The sequence below is a fragment of the Natronobiforma cellulositropha genome, from assembly GCF_025629245.1.
Lineage (GTDB): Archaea > Halobacteriota > Halobacteria > Halobacteriales > Natrialbaceae > Natronobiforma > Natronobiforma cellulositropha.
On record NZ_JANZXN010000020.1, the window covers coordinates 13,846 to 32,034 of the forward strand.

At 63.6% G+C, this 18,189-nt stretch carries 18 protein-coding genes; 9 read left to right on the forward strand and 9 right to left on the reverse strand.

Going from position 1 to position 18,189, the window contains the following annotated elements:
• The first annotated feature begins 58 nt into the window (after nucleotides 1–58).
• The gene (locus tag N0B15_RS10435) at nucleotides 59–496 is read left to right on the forward strand and encodes a hypothetical protein (protein WP_263019645.1); all 438 of its coding nucleotides are present in this window, start codon (nucleotides 59–61) and stop codon (nucleotides 494–496) included.
• Nucleotides 497–791: 295 nt separating this feature from the next.
• Here the strand turns inward: N0B15_RS10435 and N0B15_RS10440 are convergent, their stop codons facing one another.
• The 4 genes from N0B15_RS10440 to N0B15_RS10455 all read right to left on the reverse strand — a co-directional run bounded on the left by N0B15_RS10440 (nucleotide 792) and on the right by N0B15_RS10455 (nucleotide 4,669).
• Nucleotides 792–2,309, reverse strand: a complete 1,518-nt coding sequence (locus N0B15_RS10440) for a tripartite tricarboxylate transporter permease (RefSeq protein WP_263019646.1) — start codon at nucleotides 2,307–2,309, stop codon at nucleotides 792–794.
• Nucleotides 2,306–2,809 (reverse strand): tripartite tricarboxylate transporter TctB family protein, encoded by a 504-nt coding sequence (locus N0B15_RS10445; protein ID WP_263019647.1) that lies wholly within the window; start codon nucleotides 2,807–2,809, stop codon nucleotides 2,306–2,308. Before N0B15_RS10445 ends, N0B15_RS10440 begins: the two co-directional genes overlap by 4 nt.
• Before the next feature lie 85 nt (nucleotides 2,810–2,894).
• Complete coding sequence (locus tag N0B15_RS10450; RefSeq protein ID WP_263019648.1) at nucleotides 2,895–3,986, reverse strand: Bug family tripartite tricarboxylate transporter substrate binding protein; 1,092 nt, start codon at nucleotides 3,984–3,986, stop codon at nucleotides 2,895–2,897.
• 272 nt (nucleotides 3,987–4,258) lie between these two features.
• Entirely contained in the window at nucleotides 4,259–4,669 is a 411-nt protein-coding gene (locus tag N0B15_RS10455; protein ID WP_263019649.1) for a hypothetical protein, read from the reverse strand.
• Between the two features lie 186 nt (nucleotides 4,670–4,855).
• Here N0B15_RS10455 and N0B15_RS10460 point away from each other — a divergent pair, with 186 nt between their 5' ends.
• From N0B15_RS10460 to N0B15_RS10485, 6 genes are all read left to right on the forward strand, one after another.
• Nucleotides 4,856–5,860 carry an aminopeptidase gene (locus N0B15_RS10460; protein WP_263019650.1) on the forward strand — a complete coding sequence of 335 codons (1,005 nt, stop codon included), beginning with the start codon at nucleotides 4,856–4,858 and terminating at the stop codon, nucleotides 5,858–5,860.
• 230 nt (nucleotides 5,861–6,090) lie between these two features.
• Nucleotides 6,091–7,464, forward strand: a complete 1,374-nt coding sequence (locus N0B15_RS10465; RefSeq protein WP_263019651.1) for a CapA family protein — start codon at nucleotides 6,091–6,093, stop codon at nucleotides 7,462–7,464.
• 105 nt (nucleotides 7,465–7,569) lie between these two features.
• Nucleotides 7,570–8,007 carry a universal stress protein gene (locus N0B15_RS10470; RefSeq protein ID WP_263019652.1) on the forward strand — a complete coding sequence of 146 codons (438 nt, stop codon included), beginning with the start codon at nucleotides 7,570–7,572 and terminating at the stop codon, nucleotides 8,005–8,007.
• Between the two features lie 134 nt (nucleotides 8,008–8,141).
• Nucleotides 8,142–9,275, forward strand: coding sequence for an amidohydrolase family protein (locus N0B15_RS10475; protein ID WP_263019653.1), 1,134 nt, complete (start codon nucleotides 8,142–8,144; stop codon nucleotides 9,273–9,275).
• 17 nt (nucleotides 9,276–9,292) lie between these two features.
• Nucleotides 9,293–9,652 (forward strand): Rieske (2Fe-2S) protein, encoded by a 360-nt coding sequence (locus N0B15_RS10480; RefSeq protein WP_263019654.1) that lies wholly within the window; start codon nucleotides 9,293–9,295, stop codon nucleotides 9,650–9,652.
• Between the two features lie 148 nt (nucleotides 9,653–9,800).
• Entirely contained in the window at nucleotides 9,801–10,646 is an 846-nt protein-coding gene (locus N0B15_RS10485; protein WP_263019655.1) for an MBL fold metallo-hydrolase, read from the forward strand.
• Between the two features lie 100 nt (nucleotides 10,647–10,746).
• Here the strand turns inward: N0B15_RS10485 and N0B15_RS10490 are convergent, their stop codons facing one another.
• On the reverse strand, nucleotides 10,747–11,550 hold the full coding sequence (locus tag N0B15_RS10490; RefSeq protein WP_263019656.1) for an SDR family NAD(P)-dependent oxidoreductase: 804 nt from the start codon (nucleotides 11,548–11,550) through the stop codon (nucleotides 10,747–10,749).
• Between the two features lie 168 nt (nucleotides 11,551–11,718).
• On the opposite strand from N0B15_RS10490, the gene N0B15_RS10495 reads away from it, so the two are divergent.
• On the forward strand, nucleotides 11,719–12,612 hold the full coding sequence (locus N0B15_RS10495) for a dihydrodipicolinate synthase family protein (RefSeq protein ID WP_263019657.1): 894 nt from the start codon (nucleotides 11,719–11,721) through the stop codon (nucleotides 12,610–12,612).
• Nucleotides 12,613–12,830: 218 nt separating this feature from the next.
• Nucleotides 12,831–13,604 (forward strand): IclR family transcriptional regulator, encoded by a 774-nt coding sequence (locus N0B15_RS10500; protein ID WP_263019658.1) that lies wholly within the window; start codon nucleotides 12,831–12,833, stop codon nucleotides 13,602–13,604.
• Between the two features lie 669 nt (nucleotides 13,605–14,273).
• Here N0B15_RS10500 and N0B15_RS10505 read toward each other — a convergent pair.
• The 4 genes from N0B15_RS10505 to N0B15_RS10520 form a co-directional block, all read right to left on the reverse strand.
• Complete coding sequence (locus tag N0B15_RS10505) at nucleotides 14,274–15,161, reverse strand: NAD(P)-dependent oxidoreductase (RefSeq protein ID WP_263019659.1); 888 nt, start codon at nucleotides 15,159–15,161, stop codon at nucleotides 14,274–14,276.
• Between the two features lie 218 nt (nucleotides 15,162–15,379).
• Complete coding sequence (locus N0B15_RS10510; RefSeq protein WP_263019660.1) at nucleotides 15,380–16,465, reverse strand: NADH dehydrogenase subunit; 1,086 nt, start codon at nucleotides 16,463–16,465, stop codon at nucleotides 15,380–15,382.
• Nucleotides 16,466–16,471: 6 nt separating this feature from the next.
• Nucleotides 16,472–16,723 carry a ferredoxin gene (locus N0B15_RS10515; RefSeq protein ID WP_263019661.1) on the reverse strand — a complete coding sequence of 84 codons (252 nt, stop codon included), beginning with the start codon at nucleotides 16,721–16,723 and terminating at the stop codon, nucleotides 16,472–16,474.
• Nucleotides 16,724–16,776: 53 nt separating this feature from the next.
• Nucleotides 16,777–18,138: an MmgE/PrpD family protein gene (locus N0B15_RS10520; protein WP_263019662.1), complete on the reverse strand. Its 1,362-nt coding sequence runs from the start codon at nucleotides 18,136–18,138 to the stop codon at nucleotides 16,777–16,779.
• Nucleotides 18,139–18,189 lie beyond the last annotated feature (51 nt).

Genomic DNA, 18,189 nt, shown 5'->3' on the forward strand with positions numbered 1-18,189 from the left:
GCGATTCCGGTTGCGCCGAGGACCGTACAGTTATTCACCGGGAGTGCGAGGAGTGGACATGCAAGAGGTCGAAGTCTCGTACGTGATCGAAGGTGCGGTGAGCGACGTCGACGCCGAACTCTCACCGGAACGGATCGTCGAGTACACGGGCGTGTACGAACTCGAGTCGACCGAACGAGTGGGCGAAACGACGGTCGCCCGCGTCTGGCTGAACGAGGTGGAGACCGAACTCGAGTTTCGCTGTGACGATCGGTACTACGCGTTCGAGCAGCGTGGCACCGACGGCGTCTTCTCGGAGATGGGGACCTGGATCACGCTCGAGGAGGTGAGCGAGACCGGAGACGGGGCAGCGACACGCGTCACCGCACGGTCGGCGTTCACCTTCGGCTCGAGGCTGTCGGTTCTCATCGATCGCCTCGCGATTGGCTCGCGCCGTCGCGAACTCGAGCGTATCCTCGACAACCTCGCCGTCGCCGTCACCGAAGATGGACAGTGACAGAGGAGTCAGCGTAGGTTGAAACACCGGTAGCCGGGGTGAGGACTCGAGTGAAAGCGGAGGCGGTGAGGAGAGCGGCGGACGGAAGGGGAGGCGGTGAGGAGAACGGCGGACGGAAGGGGAGGCGGTGAGGAGAACGGCGGACGGAAGGGGAGGCGGTGAGGAGAACGGCGGACGGAAGCGGAGGCGGTGAGGAGAGCGGCGGACGGAAGCGGAGGCGGTGAGGAGAGCGGCGGACGGAAGCGGAGCGTGTCACTCGAGTGCACAGCTGACCGCAGAAAAGCGATGGTCCGCCTCAGGAACGGTTGAGGCGGCGCTTCACTGCCGGCACGACGAACGGTAAGAGCAAGATGGCGACGATCATCAACGTCAGCGAGAGCGAGATCGGGCGTCCGGGGTCGACGAAGATCCACGGTGATCCGCCGGAGATCTGGAACGAGCGGTAGAGGTTCGATTCGACGATCGGTCCCAGGACGACGCCGAGGACCAGCGCGATGACCGAGTAGTTGTGCTGGACGATGAAGTAGCCGAGGATGCCGAAGAGGAACACCGTGATGATGTCCATGAAGTTCCCACGGAGACCGAGACTCCCGAAGATGGCGAGTACCATCACGATCGGCACCAGGTAGTGGGTGTTGATCTTGGTGACGAACTCGATTCTCGTCATGAGCGCCAGGCCGACGATGACGATGATGACGTTCCCGATCAGGAGCGCGACGAAGAAACTGTAGGTCGTCGCCAGGTGGGCCTCTGGAGAGAACAGGTCCGGGCCAGGCTGGAGACCGTGCATCAACAACGCACCGAGCAAGAGTGCGGTCACGCCACTGCCGGGAATGCCGAACGAGAGCGTCGGGATGAGCGAGCCAGCACAGGTCGCACTGTTCGACGCCTCAGAGGAGATGACACCACGGATGTTCCCCGTTCCGAAGGTGCCTGGGTCCGGGTCGGAACGCATCGCTTCGGCGTAGGCGATGAAGTTCGAGACGGACGCCCCGGCACCGGGCATTGCGCCGACGGCCATGCCGATGACGGCGGACTTCGCGACCGTGAGCGGTCTGGTGACAGTCTCCTTCGCACCGTCGAGGATACTGCCGACTTCCGCCGCACCACCATCGGTCGAGGTGTTCTTCGCGATCGATCCACCCTCGCCGGAGAGTTTGATCATCTCGGCGACGGCGAACAGACCGATGAGGACGGCCGCGAAACTGATGCCGTCGTAGAGGTGCATACTGATCGGATAGCGGAAGTTCGCGGACATCGGCGCGATACCGATGCTGGTGATCATCAGCCCGAAACTCCCGACGGTGATCCCTTTCACCATCGAGTCGCCGGAGACGACGGTGATCATCGCCAGTCCGAGGACGGCGACCAGGAGGTACTCGGGCGTCCCGAACGCCAGCACGATGGTGGTGAGAAACGGCACCAGCAGGAACAAGATTGCGATCGAGATCAGGCCACCGATCGACGAGGAGACCGCAGAGGATGCGAGTGCCGTCTTCGCGAGCCCTCTGCGTGACATCGGATAGCCATCGAACGTCGTCGCGGCCGCACTCGCCGTCCCGGGTGCGTTGAGCAAGATGGCAGCGACGCTCCCCCCGTAGAGCGCGCCGAGATAGATCGAGATGAAGAGGATGATCGCGTTCCCCCCACCCAGCGGTGCGCTGATCGGCAGCAAGATGGCGATACCGATGATCGCCCCGAGTCCTGGAATCGCACCCAGCACGATGCCGAGGCAGATGCCGATGAAGACGTACACGAGCGTCGGCCAGCTAAATACGATCTCGAATCCCTGGACGAGTTCGGCGAACGTCATAGCAGGAAGCCTCGATCGATGTTGAAGTTAAACACGTGCAGGAACACCAGCGTGATCACGTAGCTGAGGGCGGTCAGGAACGCGATCAGGTACCACTTGATCTCGAACCAGAGGAGGTACGCGGCGACGAACAACGGGGTGATCCAGACGAACCCGATCGAGAGACCGACCAGGACGTACAGGCCCGTGAGTAACGTGGTGAACAGTTCGTTGCCGATCGGCCTATCGACCGTCTGGTCCTCGAGTTCCGCATCGTCTTCGAGTTCGTCGTCGAACGAGCCAACGCTGATCGACCCGGTGACGACCGTCTGGAGAGCCGAAGGGAGGTGATGGCGCACGAGCAGGAGGCCCGAACCCACCATCGTGACCGTCGCAGTGATCTGCGGGAACATCCTCGTGTTCTCCGGATAGTCGTACGAGGTGACGAACATGTACGCTGCGATCACCATCATCCCGATGAGGAGCGCCTGTTCTGAGTATGCTAGCTTTTTGAAATACATGGATCAGTGATTGTGGTGTACGGTTGATAGTGTGAAACAGTCACCCTCGCACGTGAGTGGTGATAGCCGTGACGACGGTGCGAGGTTAGATTCCCATCTCTTCGCGAAGCATGTCGATGTCGACGGCCTCCGGAATCGCCTCGAGTGCGCCGTGCCAGCTCTCGCGACACTCCTCGATGCCACCGAAGGTGACGTCGTTGCCCGTGTCCTCTGCCCACTCCGCGGTGGCCTCGGAGTTACACGCCTCTTCGAGTGCTTCGGCGATGATCTGCCGGGGTTCCTCGGGAGTTCCCGGTGGTGCGAGCCACGCACGCGAGAGGACGAGGTAGTCCATGTCGTCGAAGCCGTAGTCGGTGACCGAGGGGAGTTCGGTCGTGATACCACCGTACGAGGAGACGTCGGCGATGATGTCGACGCTGCCGTCTTCCATGAACGGAACGGCCGCCGGCTCGGAGACGAGTCCAACCGGAATCTCACCGGAGGCGACCGCCTGTGCGATGTCGCCGGAGCCGTCGTAGGAGACGTACTCCTCCCACGCGAGACCGTGGTTCTCTCGAGCGACGACGGAGGCGACGTGGGTCGCCTGGCCGTGCTGGTGTGCGCCGATGGTGGTCAGGTCGCCGGACTGGTACATGTCGACGGCGTCCTGGTAGTCGATGCCGAGGTCGGGGTTGGCCATGACGACGTTCGTGTTCAGGCCCATGATCCCGACCGGTTCGAAGTTCTCGTACTCGATGTCGAAGTTCTCCGGTGCGGCGACGTAGCCCAGCATCGAGGTGCCTGGGGGGACACCGAAGCCGAGCGTGTGGCCGTCCGGGTCGGAGTTGTACGCGTCGGTCAGCCCGAGTGCACCACCAGCACCTTCGATGTTGTCGATAGCGATCGTCGTATCGATGTACTGTGACGTTTCCGGTGCGAAGTGCCTCGCGTAGATGTCGGTCCCACCACCGGGACCGAACGGAACGACGAGTCGAATGTTCTCGCTCGGGAAGTCGTCACCGCCGCCGTTTCCGTTGCCGCCGTCGTCACTGCCGCCGGAGTCGTCGTCGCCGTTGCCCGTACAGCCGGCGAGTCCGAACGCCGAGACGGCACCGACGCTCGCGAGGAACGCTCGGCGGTTCGCGCGTGACGTGACATCCGCTCTACTACTCTCTGCCTGTGGCTTGTTACGCCCCATAGAGCTATCCATTGCAGTAGCTGTATTTGAACGTTTTGGTTCGATCATGAAGGTTTTCGATAGTGGCGTGTTCGAGATGTTTTACTTTATATGTTGATTGCGTGTGTGCCCAAATGCAAACGATACCACGACCGAGGATCGGTCGTCGCGAGAGACGAGCCAGGGAGTCCCCCGCGTCGACGACTCGAGTGAACGGACGACTCCGACGGCGACTCGACGACCTGGCGGCGACTCGAGGGCGAGTGGATCTCAGAGCGGAAGACGGCGAGAACTCACTCTGAAACTGCAGACCGGACGAGCGACTCGAACTCGTCACCGTCGATCTCGTAGACGGTGTATCCCATGACGGTTCGTTTCTTCAGAATCGGGCCGACCTCCTCGCCGTCGACGACGATCTGCCAGTGGCTCCCCTCGGTCACGTTCTTGCCGACGATGCGAACGTCTGTCTCGAGTTCGTCCGCCAGGTCGCGAACCCGCGAGTAGGCGATCGATCCGTCGAGAAACCGGGAGGGACGAAACGGTCGGAGACCGTACCGTTCGAACTCCTCGATCGCGTCCTGCCACCACGTCGGCAGTTCGTCAACGTCGACCTCCTCGTACGGATCGTCGGCCGTCTCGCCGGCCTCGCGGTGGCGAAGGTCCTCGATACTCGCAGGCTCTGACTCCGGAGGGTCACGTGTCATAGCTGGTTGTACTCTCGCCGACGTATATACCTCTAGGGGAGAAACGCCGTGGGCCTGCAAGCCACACCGTCCGACGGCCACCAGTATGCACACCAGGGAGAACGTGTGAGAGGACACCCGCGGAAAACCACGGGAGATGGCCAAGCGAAGTTTATATGTGGGTCGGATTCGACGGTACAGACCGCAATGTCCAATCTGTGGAGTCAGGACGACTTCGTTCGCTACGCCGACGCAGCGTCGAAGCCGGGTCGTCTGCAAGAGATTATCCAGAACACGCACAAGATCCTCGAGTACCGCCTCACCGGCGAGGAAGAGCGAGCACACATCCTCACCGACACGAACGTCAGCCCGCTCATCTACCACACGGTCGCGGGCATCCTCTCGACGATGGGCGTCGAGCCGACGATTTCGATTATTCAGAAACTCGACGCGCCCAACAACGAACCCACGAAGGAGGTCTCGGCGGGTGTGAAAGAGACCGACGTGATCGTCAACCTGATGACGTTCACCGTCAGCCACGCCGCCGCCGTCGAACACGCACGGTACGACCTCGGCGTCGACTACATTCTCCTCGCCGACCCGACCGAGGACTCCTTCACGCAGGGAGCGATCACCGCAGACCCCGCCGAAGTCGACGGCTTCACCGACGAGGTCGCCGACATTCTGGAGGAAGCCGACTGGATCGAAGTGACCTCGCCGTACGGCACCGACGTCGAGTTCAGTATCGAGGGCCGCCGACAGGTCCGCGCCCGGTTCCCGATGGGTGAGACACCCACCTGTCCGATCGAAGAGACCGTCAACGGCACCATCGTCCACGAGAGCTTCATGATGGGCGTCGGCATCCTCGACGACCCCATCATCTGGGAGGTCGAAGAGGGGCGCATCCAGGAGATCCGCGGCGGCAAAGAGGCGCGCGCACTCGAGCGCTACATCGACCGCCACGGCGACGAGAACTCCTACTGGATCGGCGAGTTCTCCGCGATGACCCAGCCGAACGCCCGCCCGAACGGCAACTACATCGAACACAAGCAGGTCCGCGGCGGCGTCCACTTCGCCTGCGGGACGGGGACGAACCTCGGCGGTCAGTACCGCAGTTCGCTCCACCTCGACGGCATCCAACTCGAGCCGACCGTCGTCGTCGACGGCGTGACGCTCATCGAAGACGGCGAGTACCGACTCGAGAACTTCTAATCCGAACCCACCCACACCACCGACCCCCGTCCAACCCTGGACGTGGACATCCACACACCCACCGTCTCCGGACACGCCGGGGACGGCCCACTGTTGCGCTCACAGCCTCGAGCGATGGTGCGGCTGGCGAGTTCGGACACACTGGGCCAGCGGCCGCTTTCTGTCTCGAGCGTGACTATCGACACATATAACCTCCGAGCCGAGAAGGTATCGGAAGGGTTCGAACAACCATGACAATTACGATAGCCCTATCCGGAGACGCGAACGTCAATCGCCGGTTCTCGATGTGTACCGACGAGCAGTTTCTCGACCTCGTCGAGGTGTTCAGAGACGCCGACGTCGGCATCACCCACCTCGAGACGGTGATCACGGAGTACGACGGCGAAAACGTGTATCCGGCGGCCGAAGCCGGTGGCACCTGGATGCGAGCGCCGCGGTTCATCGCCGACGAACTCGCCTGGGGCGGGTTCGACGCGATCTCACAGGCGTCGAACCACGCGCTCGACTACAGCTACGGCGGTCTCCGAAGCACCTGGGACGCACTCGATGACGCTGGCGTCGCCCACGCGGGCGCGGGTGAGAACCTCGGTGAAGCACGCTCGCCGACGTACGTCGACACCGAGAACGGCCGGGTCGGTCTCGTCTCGATGACTGCGACGTTCACCCCCTGGAGCCGTGCCGGTGAAGCACGCTCAGACATGCGTGGCCGTCCCGGCGTCAACCCGGTCAGACTGTACTACGAGGTCGACGCGGAGACGCTCGAGTCGATCAAGACGCTCGCGAAACAGTTCGGCTGGTGGATCACGAAGGAGGGTGAAGAGATCCTGATCAACAGACACGGACTGCACAACACGGTCCAGCGCTACGTCGAGAACGAGGACGTCGACGGCGCAGAGATGACGCTCAACGCGAACGACGTGGCGGGCAACCTGCGAGCGGTCGCCGACGCCGACAACCGCGCCGACGTCGCCATCGCCCACCTCCACACCCACGAGTTCGCCCCCGACGGCGACATGACCGTCCCACCGGCGTGCATCGTCGAGTTCGCCCACCAGTGTGCCGACGAGGGTGCAGACGTCGTCGTCTGCCAGGGCAGTCACGCACCGATGCGTGGCATCGAACTCTACGAGGGCGTCCCCATCTTCTACGATCCCGGCGACTTCTTCTTCCAGAGCGACTCCGTCGAGCGCCTCCCCGCCGAGTTCTACTACCAGCACCACCACGACCTCGACACCCACCCGCTCGAGGCGACACCCTCCGAAGGCTTCGCCGCGCGTGGACTGGTCTACCCGTGGGGCGAGCCAGCCTCGGACGCCACCGAGTCGGCGTCGTTCGGGACCGAAGAGACGCTGTTGCACCCGTCTGAGGGAATGTTCGTCGGTCCCGGCTGTACCGTCCCCGTCTGCACCTTCGGCGAGGACGGCGTCGAGCGCATCGAAATCTACCCGGCGACCTGGCTCTCGAGTCCCGAGTCTTACGTCGGCATCCCGAAGCGGGCGACCGGCGAGCAGGCGACGGAGATCCTGACCTACCTCGACGACCTCTCCTCGGCGTTCGGTACCTCCATCGACATCGAGGGCGAAGTCGGCGTCGTCTCGCTCTGAGCTGAGCGCCCACACCCGAGAACACTTCTCAGACCTGGTTCAAACGGCCAGACGTCACGTCGACTCGAGAGCAACAGTAAAGTGAGCAGGGTGCTCACTGCGTGCATGGTACTCGTTGCAGCAGTGGATAGAACCGAGCGCGCGGCGACCGTCGTCGACGAAGCAGCACGGCTCGCCGACGCCTTCGACGACGAGGTTCACGTCGTCCACGTCCTGACGCGATCGGAGTTCGTCGACCTCGAGCGGGCGAGCGTCGACAAGACCGGGAGTCCGACCGAGATCGAACGGGTCCGTGAGATCGCCGCCGAAATTGCCGCTGAGGCGGCCGTCGGTCTCGACGTCCCGTACGATGCCGTCGGGTTGGTCGGCAACCCCGCAGAGCGGGTCGTCGACTACATCGACGAGGTCGACGCCCGGTACGTCGTGACCGGCAGTCGGAAGCGCTCGCCGGCCGGCAAGGTGTTGTTCGGCAGCGTCGCCCAGTCGATCCTGCTCAACGCGACCTGCCCGGTCGTGACGACGGTCGACCAGTTACCCGAGTGAACCGGAGTTCCGCGGAGGGCGTGAGAGTGCGAGACTCGAACCGGGAGTGTTCGAGACCGACGACGCGAAGCGGGCGTCTCGCTCGCCTCTACACGGACGATACGTTTTAATAGGATGGAACGTAGTGTCTATCCATGGCGAAAACCAGTAGCCTGCAATCGATGGACGACTTACCAGTCGTCATCGACGCCGACGCACACGTCAGAGAGAGTCAAGAGGACTTCTTCCCGTATCTGGAAGAGCCGTACAACCAGTGGATTCACACCCGCAACAAGCCGTCCGATCCACGCGAAGAAGAGCGTGTCCGGAGCAAGGTCGTCAAGAGCGTCTACCCCTCGCCCGGCGCGATCCACCCGGACTTCACGGGGCGGGCTGACCGAGTCATCGTCAACTCGCCCGAGGACGTCAAAGAGGGTCACTTCGAGAAACTCGGCATCAACAAGGTCGTCCTGACCCCCTCACAGAATCTCGCGCTCGGGGCCGTCCACCACGACGACCTCGCCGCCGCGATCGCGAGCGCCTACAACGAGTGGATGCTCGATACGATCCTCGACGCCGACCCCGACTTCTACGGCTCGATCCTGATCGCCCCGCAGAAGCCCGAAGAGGCCGCCGAAGAGATCGACCGACGCGCAGACGAGGAGAAGTTCGTCGCCGTCCAGTTCCCGAGCGCGGGAGCGAACCCGCTGATGGGCCACGAGCAGTACTACCCGATCTACGAGGCCGCCCAGGACGCCGGACTCGGCATCCACATGCACAGTGCCTCCCAGATCGACATGATCTCGACCTTCTCGTTCATGGCTCGCGGAACCAGCCGCTACCTCGAGACCCACTCGACGCTCCACTCGGCCGAGCAGATGACCAACCTCGCGAGTCTCCTGACTCACGGCGTTCCCGAGCGCTACCCCGACGTCCAGTTCCTGATGCAGGAGGCCGGTATCGGCTGGCTGCCCTACTTCATGCGCCGGTTCGACCACGAGTACACCATCGCTCGAGACGACGCGCCGTGGCTGACGCAGATGCCGAGTGAGTACATCCGCTCGAACTTCCAGATCTCGAGCCAGCCGATGGAGGGGATCGAAGAGCCGGAGTACATCCGGAGTATGATCAACCTCCTCGGACCGGAGAACCTCCTGTTCTCCTCTGACTACCCACACCACGACTTCGACAACCCGGAGGCGCTGTTCAACGTTCTCCGCGGCAGCCTCGAAGAGGCTGACGTCGAAGCGATCTTCGGCGGCAACGCACAGCAGTTCTACAACCTCTAACAACACTACAAGAAGTAATGAGCAACAGTACACGACACCTCGTATCCACGGTCGACGACATCGAAGACGGAGAACGGTTCATCACGGAGATCGAAGGCAGAGAGATCTGTGTGATCAACGCAGACGGCGAGTACTACGCCGTCGCGAACTACTGCATCCACCAGGGCGGTCCCGTCTGTGAAGGCTCGATGGGCGGCTACCTCACCGTCGACGAACGGAAAGAACTCGTCTACAAGGACGAAGAGAACATCCTGTGTTGTCCCTGGCACGCCTGGGAGTTCGACGTCAAGACCGGCAAGCACGTGACGAACGACAACTACCAGATTCCGACCTACGACATCCAGATCGAAGACGACAACATCTACGTCACGGTCTAATCGACGACCGTCGGCGACACCTCAGCCGTTTCTCACACGAATTGCTCTCCCCGACAGCGAGTGCGACGTATCCACGAGTGGATCCACCCACAGCGCGGCGATGGCTGGCTCACCAAGGTATAAGCCCACCCGGGCGCAGTCCTAGGCCATGAACGCGACGACGGACTGGTTCAGCGTCACGGATCTCGGCGGTGGCTGGTACAGGGTTAGCGAAGCCGAGGGCCACTTTCCGTGTCACAGCTACGTCCTCGAAGACGGCGACGAAGCACTGGTGGTGGACACGGGACTCGGCGTCGACGACCTCCGGGGCGTCGTCGAAGACCTCGTCGGAACCGACGTTCGGGTCCTCCTGACACACGCCCACTGGGACCACATCGGTGCGGCCCACCAGTTCGACGACGTACTGATCGACGAGCGCGAGCGAACCCCCGACGGGCGCGTCTCCATCGACGGTCTCACCGACGAGTCGGTCGAACGCCCCGCCCAGTTCGTCGCGGGCTGGCTCGAGGCAGGCAACGAGTTCCCGGAGTCGTTCGACCCCGACAGCTACGAGATCAGGCCCGTCGCCGACGTGGAGGTGGTCACGCCGGGCGAGACGCTCCGCATCGGCGAGCGCGAGCTCGAACTGGTCGCGACGCCCGGCCACTCGCCCGGACAGCTCGCCGTGCTCGACCGAGAGGCGGGTATCTGCCACGGCGCGGACGTGCTCGAGCCCGGCGGGACGCTCTACGCCCACCTCGAGCACTCGGACGTCTCGGCCTACCGCGAGACGGTCGACCGACTCATCGAGTACCGAGAGGCGGGGGCGTTCGACGTACTCACCCTGGGACACGGTGAGCCGATTCGCGGGGGGGACCTCGCGATACTCGAGGACGTCGCGACGGCGCTGGCAGCCATCGAGCGTGACGACGCACCGTTCGAGACCATCGAGACGCACTGGGGACCGACCCGTCGGTACGACATCGGGGGAATCGAGGTACTCACTCGAGCGTGAGCGAGGGCGAGGACGAGAATTGGGGGAACGAACGATCGGAAAGAGATGGTGGCTGCTCTCGAGGAGGCGTGGGGGTGTCGTTCTGGGGTGCCTCTGTCGGCTAGAACGCCTCCGAGTCCAGGTCGAAGTGGCTCGGACCCTGGACGGTCGGGAACAGGCCACCGTTGACGTGGATGACCTGTCCGGTGATAAAGCTAGCTTCGTCCGTGGCGAGGAAGGCAGCCGCGGGCGAGAACTCCTCTGGCTGGCCGAGGCGGCCGAGCGGGGCGCGCCCGCGCCAGACCTTGTAGCGGTCCTCGAGTCCGGGGTAGTTCTCGAGGTTGCGGTCGGTGTCGAAGACGCCGGGGACGAGACAGTTCGAGGTGATGTTGTGTTGGCCGACCTTGCTCGCGAACGCCCGCGTCAGGCCGAACAGGCCCGCTTTCGTCGAGACACAGTGGATGCGCCCGGTCGTCCCGAAGTAGGCGTCGACGCCGGAGATGAACATGAGCCGCCCCCACTCGTTGTCGATCATCTCGGGGAGGACGTACTTCGAACAGAGGTAGCCACCCGTCAGGTTGGTCGCGATGACCCGGTTCCAGTCCTCGAGGGTGATCTCGTCGTAGTCCTCGTGCGGGCGGATACCGACGTTGTTCACGAGGATGTCCGGTGCGGAGAACTCCCGGTTGATCTCGTTGACCGCGTCGATGACGGAGTCCTCGTCGCTGACGTCGAGTTGGACGCCGTAGGCGTCGACGCCGTACTCGGCTTCGACCTCGTCGACCGCCTGATCGAGCACCGAGCGGTCGCGTCGGTTGCTGATGACGACGTCTGCGCCGAGTTCTGCGAAGTCTTCGATCATCTCGCGGCCGAGGTTCTGGGTCGAGCCCGTCACCCAGGCGGTTTTACCGTCTAGTTCGAACATCAGCTAAGAGAGGCGCGGGAGCGACCAAAACGTTTGTGGAAGGCGAACGCCCGACGCTGAAGGGCAGAGCGGCGACTGTGAAAGCTAGCGGGAGACGGACAGAGCGCGTGACGGCCGCTCGAGTAATGGGTAGATTTACGGTCCCCCGCTGGATAGCTACGTTCGATCATGTCCGGAGAGATCACGGGGATCGTTTCACCAGTACTGACACCGTTCGACGAGGAGGGGAACCTCGTCGCCGAGCACATCGAAGCCAGCGTCGACTACGCACTCGAGTGTGGCTGTCACGCCATCGTGGCGGCAGGCACCGGCGTCCAGGAGACCGCAGCGCTCACCGTCGAGGAGCGAAAGACCGTCATCACCGAAACCATCGACGCCGTCGACGGCGCACGGCCGGTACTCGCCGGCGTCTCGTATCCGGCACAGCCTGTTACCGACGACCTCGCCGCACACGCCGAAGCGGCCGGTGCCGACGGCGTACTCGCGATGCCGCCGTGGGGCGTCGCCCCGAGCGAGGACGCCATCGTTCGCTACTTCCAGGGAATCGCTGAGGCGACCGACCTGCCGATGCTCGTCTACAACAACCCCGGCGTCACCATCGACATGTCGAAGGAGACGATGGCCCGCGTCGCCGAGGAGGTCGAGACCGTCGAGTACGTCAAGGAGAGCCTGCGCGACTGGCAGAAGATCGCCTGGCTCTTCGAACGCATCCACCACGAGGGCCACGCGGAGGTCTTCACGACGATGGACGTCCTCCTGCCGACGCTCCAGGCGGTCGACACCGGCGTCGTCACCCCCGCACCGCTCTCGACACCCGCAATGGGCATCTACGAGGCGGTTCAGGAAGGCGACCTCGAGCGCGCCCAGCAGCTCCAGCGGCTCTTCGGTGACTTCCCACCCGAGGCCGCACAGAACGGACTCACAGCAGTGTGTAAAGCAGCGGCACAGATCGCTGGCGTTCCCGTCGGTGATCCCCGGGTCCCGTACGACGCCGTCGACGCTGCGGGTCGCGACGCCATCGAGGCGTGGATGGCCGACGCGGACGTGCCGACCGTCGACTGAGCGGACACACCGCCACATCGGCCGTCCGTTCGGACCGACGATTGTTCTGCTGATACGAGTGTGAGAGCGAGCGCGCTGGAGCACTCCGCCGAGTCGACGCCACTACCGGACAGCCAACCAGCACCTGCCGAGTACTCGAGTAGCTCCGGGCACGGGTGGCCGACGCAGGCTGTTCGACAATGAGAAACATTATATTCCCTCGCGAGAACTGGTAGCCAATGGCACAACCGACCATCGACAGCGAAAACACGGTGAAATCGGTCGAAACGTCGTTCCACATCGTGGAATACCTCAAGGACGTCGACGGTGCTCGCGTGACGGAGGTCGCAGACGCACTCGGCATCGCGAAGAGCACCGTCCACCGCCACCTGGTCACCCTCGTCGAGATCGGCTGCGTCGTGAAAGAGGGCGATATCTACGACGTCGGCTTCAGGTTCCTCGAGTTCGGCGAGTACGCCAAGACGAGAAAGGCGGCCTACGCGATGGCCGAGGAGAAGGTCAAAGAGCTCGCCGCGAAGACCGAAGAGCGCGCCCAGTTTCTCGTCGAAGAACACGGCCAGTCCGTGTTCGTCTACCGCGAGACCGGACGAAACGCCGTCCAGACCGATCCGGGAATCGGCAAACGGGTGCCGATTCACGCCTCCGCCGCGGGCAAAGCGATTCTCGCACACCTCCCCACAGAGGAGGTGCGAGAGATCATCGACCAGCACGGACTGGTCGCACTGACCGAACACACGATCACCGATCCTGACGCCCTCTTCGCCGAACTCGAGGAGATCAGAGAGCGAGGCTACGCGCTGAACAACCAGGAGAACATCGACAGCCTGCGGGCCGTCGGCGTGCCCGTCCTCGGAAACAACGACCAGGTCATCGGGAGTCTGAGCGTCTCCGGCCCGACGCATCGCTTCAAGGGCCAGTACGTCGAGCGAGAGATTCCCGACCTCTTACTCGGCACGGCGAACGAACTCGAACTCAACATCAAGTACTCGTAATCGCCGTCGCGACGACGGGCCGCTCGAGCGAGCATCACCGTGTGGATCGTACTCGCTCGAGACGAGTTCGATGACAACCATAGGATTGTAATGCACCGGAAAAGCGGGCGGGCGTAACCGATCGTGCGATCGAACACCCGTTCAGGTTCGGTCGTCGGGAGATATCGATACCGGGAGTGGCTAGCAGCCCAGTCGACGGAGGGTACTTACAATCCTACGGTTGTAATGAATAAATTCGTCAGACCAGGCGATGGCCCACCAGCCAGTTCCGTGTTACAATCGTATGATTGTAATGTCTTCCGACGAGAGACGTACGTCGTTTCGCTGTGCGGAACCGGTTGGGACGGGGCGGGTCGGGATAACGCACCACTTCACTGGAAGAGAGACGAAACAAACCGTGTGACAACAGCACACGCCATCTCGAGCGACTGCCCCGGGAACGTGAACGTTACGGTTCGTTCTGCAAGCTCGAACCTTATATAGGGGTGCCGGCAGCCGCACCGAAATCACCGGCCGACACTTCGTACCCAGTAGCGACGGCAGTGAAACCACTGGGGTAGTTGCGACCTGTACGAGTGGATGAGCGTCCGTGGGTGCCTCACACAGCGCGCACGCTGTGTGAGAGATATCGATAGCTGAGGAGCGTGCGTCTCGAGTGGCGTCTCGCGATTACTGGCGGCGTTCGGCGTCGCCCATCGTCCGCTTGAAGTGTTCGTACATCTCGGTGTAGTCGCCGTCGGGACCGATGTCGCCTCTGATCTGGGCGATCACTTGTCGAATCGTCCCGCCGACGGTGAACGGCGTCTCGGTCCCCTCGGCGACGGACATCAGCAGTCCCATGTCCTTCTCGACGAGGCTCATCTCGTACTCCATGTCGTAGCGGCCGGTGACGACGTACTCGGGGAATTTGAACGAGGTCGCCGTGTTTCGGCCGCTGCTCGTGTTGAAGACATCGAGCATCGTCTCGAGTTCGAGACCGACCTGCTGGCCGATCATCGTCGCCTCGGAGGTACAGATCATCGCGACGAACGAGAGGTAGTTGTTCACCAGTTTCATCCCGTGGCCGTGACCCGGTTCGTCGCCGACGTGGAAGACGTTCGCGGCGATAGATTCGAACAGCGGCTCGCAGGTCTCGAACGCCGCACGCTCCCCGCCGACCATGACGGCGAGCGTCCCGTCTTCGGCACCCGCACGGCCGCCGCTGATCGGCGCGCCGAGGACGTCGACCGACCGCTCGGTGAGTTCCTCGGCAACCGCGTTCGTCGTCTCCGGCGTCGACGTCGTGAGGTCGACCAGGATGGTTCCCTCCTCGAGATGTGGCTCGAGCTCGTCGACGACGGCGAGAACGTGGTCGGGACCGGGGAGACACATCATGACGACGTCCGACGCGTCTGCGAGCGCTGAAACGTCCGCAGCGGGCTTCGCCCCCTCTGCGACGAGTTCGTCGATGGCCTCCTGACGGAGGTCGAACACGGTGAGGTCGTGTCCGTCCGCGACGATGTTTCGAGCCATGCGGCTACCCATAGTACCGAGTCCAAGGAATCCTATACGATCCATGCACCCCCCTTACTCGGGGTGCACCATAACTGTTGATATCCGATAGTGATTGTATCTGACACGACTTGTTCGATGCTAGACGAGTACCGATTACGTCGCCAGAAGGAGGTATCTCGTCGCCTGGAGAATCGGTCAGGTATCGTACCTATCGAGTGACAGCCGCCGGGAACGACGGTCGAGCTCGCTCACCCACGGTCCCGAAACGGCCGTTCGGGCGCTCAGGAGCGCTCGAGCGTGACGTGCGTCTCGGAGACCTCGCTCACAGTGCCGTCGATCGAGGCGTGCTGGGTGTTGCTGATCGAATCGGGAGCCGGGGTAGCGACGACGTCGCCAGCCGACACCGTATCGCCAGGGTCGACACACGGGACGCTCGGTTCGACGAAGCCGGTGTAGGCGGCGTTCGTGATGAGCGGAATCCGAACCCGGTCCGGTTCGAGACGAGTGGGTTCGGTCTCGTGGTCGCGGTCCCACTCGTGGGCGGTCAGGACGTCGATCTGGCCATCGTCCTGCAGATTGTCGCGCGCGAGGTCCTCGTCGAGAACGAGCACCGCGTTGGTGCGCTTTCTGACGCCGAAGGCATCCGGTTCCGCCTCGATCTCGTAACACCAGCCCGGTCCGCCGTCGGCGAGAATCTCGTTCTCGGCGATCGCACCGTCGTCGACTCCAGCCGCCTCGAGCAGGTCGCTCGCCGGCGTACCGATCGGCACGTCGAGACAGCGGTGACGTGGCGTGTTGCCGTCGACCTGGACGAGTTTTCGGGTCACGGGCGTCCCGTCGCGGAGGGCACGGGCGACGTTGAAAATGCTCTCGGTGTTGTGGACGAGCCAGCCGTGATCGGTCGGGAGACCGTCACCGAGCTGGACGCCCGCGGTCACCATCAACAACACCGACTCCTCGCTGTAGGTGTAGACGTTGGGGGTGTAGACGAGCGCGAGACCCGTCTGTTCGGCGAAGTCGGCTGGCAAGTCCTCGGGCGTGTACACCGCCTCGCCCGCCGCCTCCTCGAGCGGTCCCAGCCACTCCTCGCGGTAGCCCACTTTGGTGCCGACGACGACGCGCTCGAGGGTGTCCTCGAGGAGCGTCTCGAAGAACGCGACGAGGTCGGCGGCGTGCTCGCGGCCGAGCCACTTATCGGCGTAGTAGTTCGGCTCGCTCTCCTGGTGGTTGACCAGCAGTGAGTCGACGTTCGCGAGCGCCTGCCACTTGACGTACGAGGGGAAGCCAGCACCGCCAGCACCGGCGACGCCGGCGGCCTGGAGACGGTCGGGAATCTCGTCGGGTCGAATCGGAGCGTCTGTGTCCATGGCAGGTCAGGGTTCGGGGGCGACCTGGGTGCCGTCGTCGTCGTAGACGATGATCGCGTCGATGGGACAGGAGTGCGCCGCGTCGATGGCCTTCTGTTCGGCGTCTTCGGGAACCTCACGCTCGAAGATGCCGTCGTCGGTCTCTTCGGCCCCGTTCAGGTCGGCCTTTCCGGCGCCCATGTTCATATCGAATTCGTCCCACTTCTGGATGCACTGAAACCACGCAGCACAGGCCATGCGGTTGTACTCGACTCGCATTATAGGAGGGGATATGCCCGCAGGTATATAGGTGATGTGGTAGCGTGAACGGCTCACCGCATCGAACGACGGTCGACGACGAACCCGAACGAGTCAACCGTTCTGAGATCCTCGAGACGGTCGAACACCGCGAGCGCCGCCGCCTCGTCGACGACAGAGCGTGTACACTCGAGGAACTTCGCACGCAACCGGTCGTCGTCGACGGCGAGGTCGTGACCCCCGCCGGAGCGTCCGTAGGAGTCGGTGACGGTTCGTTCGAATTCGCCGTCGTCGGTACGGATGCGGACGGTCGCATCCTGGGAGTTGTACGGCAGGTCGGGGTCGACGTGGAAGGTGACGCGCTCGCGGAGGGTCTCGAGCGCCGGATCGCCAACCCGCTCGTCGTCGAACGCCGAGAGACCGACGTCGCCGTCGGCCAGCGCGTGGGCGACCGTGTAGGGAAGCGAGAACTTCGCCTCGAGTCCGGTCTGCGGGTTCGGGTGTTTGAGAATCTGGGCGGCGTTCTTCGAGCCGAAGACGTCGACCGAGCGGACGTCGTCTGGCTCGAGGTCGTACTCGTCGACGAGCGCGAGCGTCGCGTCGAGGCTGGTCTGGGTGGCCCGACAGCAGGGGTACTTCTTGAGGTAGATGCGGTCCTCGACGAGGTGCCAGCGGTCGACGGCCGGGTCGTGCTCGACCTCGCCGCCGTAGAGCGCCCAGAAGCCCTGCTCGCCGCTGATAGCCGTCGAGTCTGCGGTGACGCCGACGAGTGCGAGTTCGGCGGCGGTCAGCCCCGAGCGGGCGGCGAGACCGACCTGTATCGGCTTCATCATCGAGCCGAAGTTCTCCTTCACGCCGGCGGCAGTCGAGGCAGCGACGGTCAGCGTCGTCTCGAGTTCGTCCGCGGTAGCCCCACGCAGTACGGCCGCGGCGACGGCCGACCCGAAGACGCCGAACGTCGCCGTCGCGTGCCAGCCGCGTTTGTAGTGGTCGGTGACGATCGGTCTGGCGATGGCTGCGGCCGCCTCGAAGCCCGCGACGTAGGCGGTGAGCACGTCCTCGCCGTCGACGCCGGGCGTATCCGAGAGCGCACAGAGCGCTGGCACGAGCGTCGCGCTCGGGTGGCCGCGGATGGCGTGGGTCGTATCGTCGTAGTCGAGGGCGTGTATCGCCGCGCCGATGGCGAGTGCAGCGTCGAACGGGGAGTCGTAGGTCCCGGGAGCCAGGCCGTCGAACCCCCGCACACTGTCGTCCTCGACACCGACGAACGTTCTGGCGCGCTCACCAACCTCGGTCTCGAGGCCGGCGACGGCGACGCCAACCGTGTCGGTGATCGACCGCTCGGCCGCCCTGACTGCGGCTTCCGGTAGCTCGTCGTACTCGAGTCGAGCGAGTCGGTTCGCGAGCGCTCGCTCGAAGTGGTCGGATCGGTCCATGCGTGTGCCACCGTCTCGGTGGCCGACCCAGTTATAGTTGCCTCCGAGGAT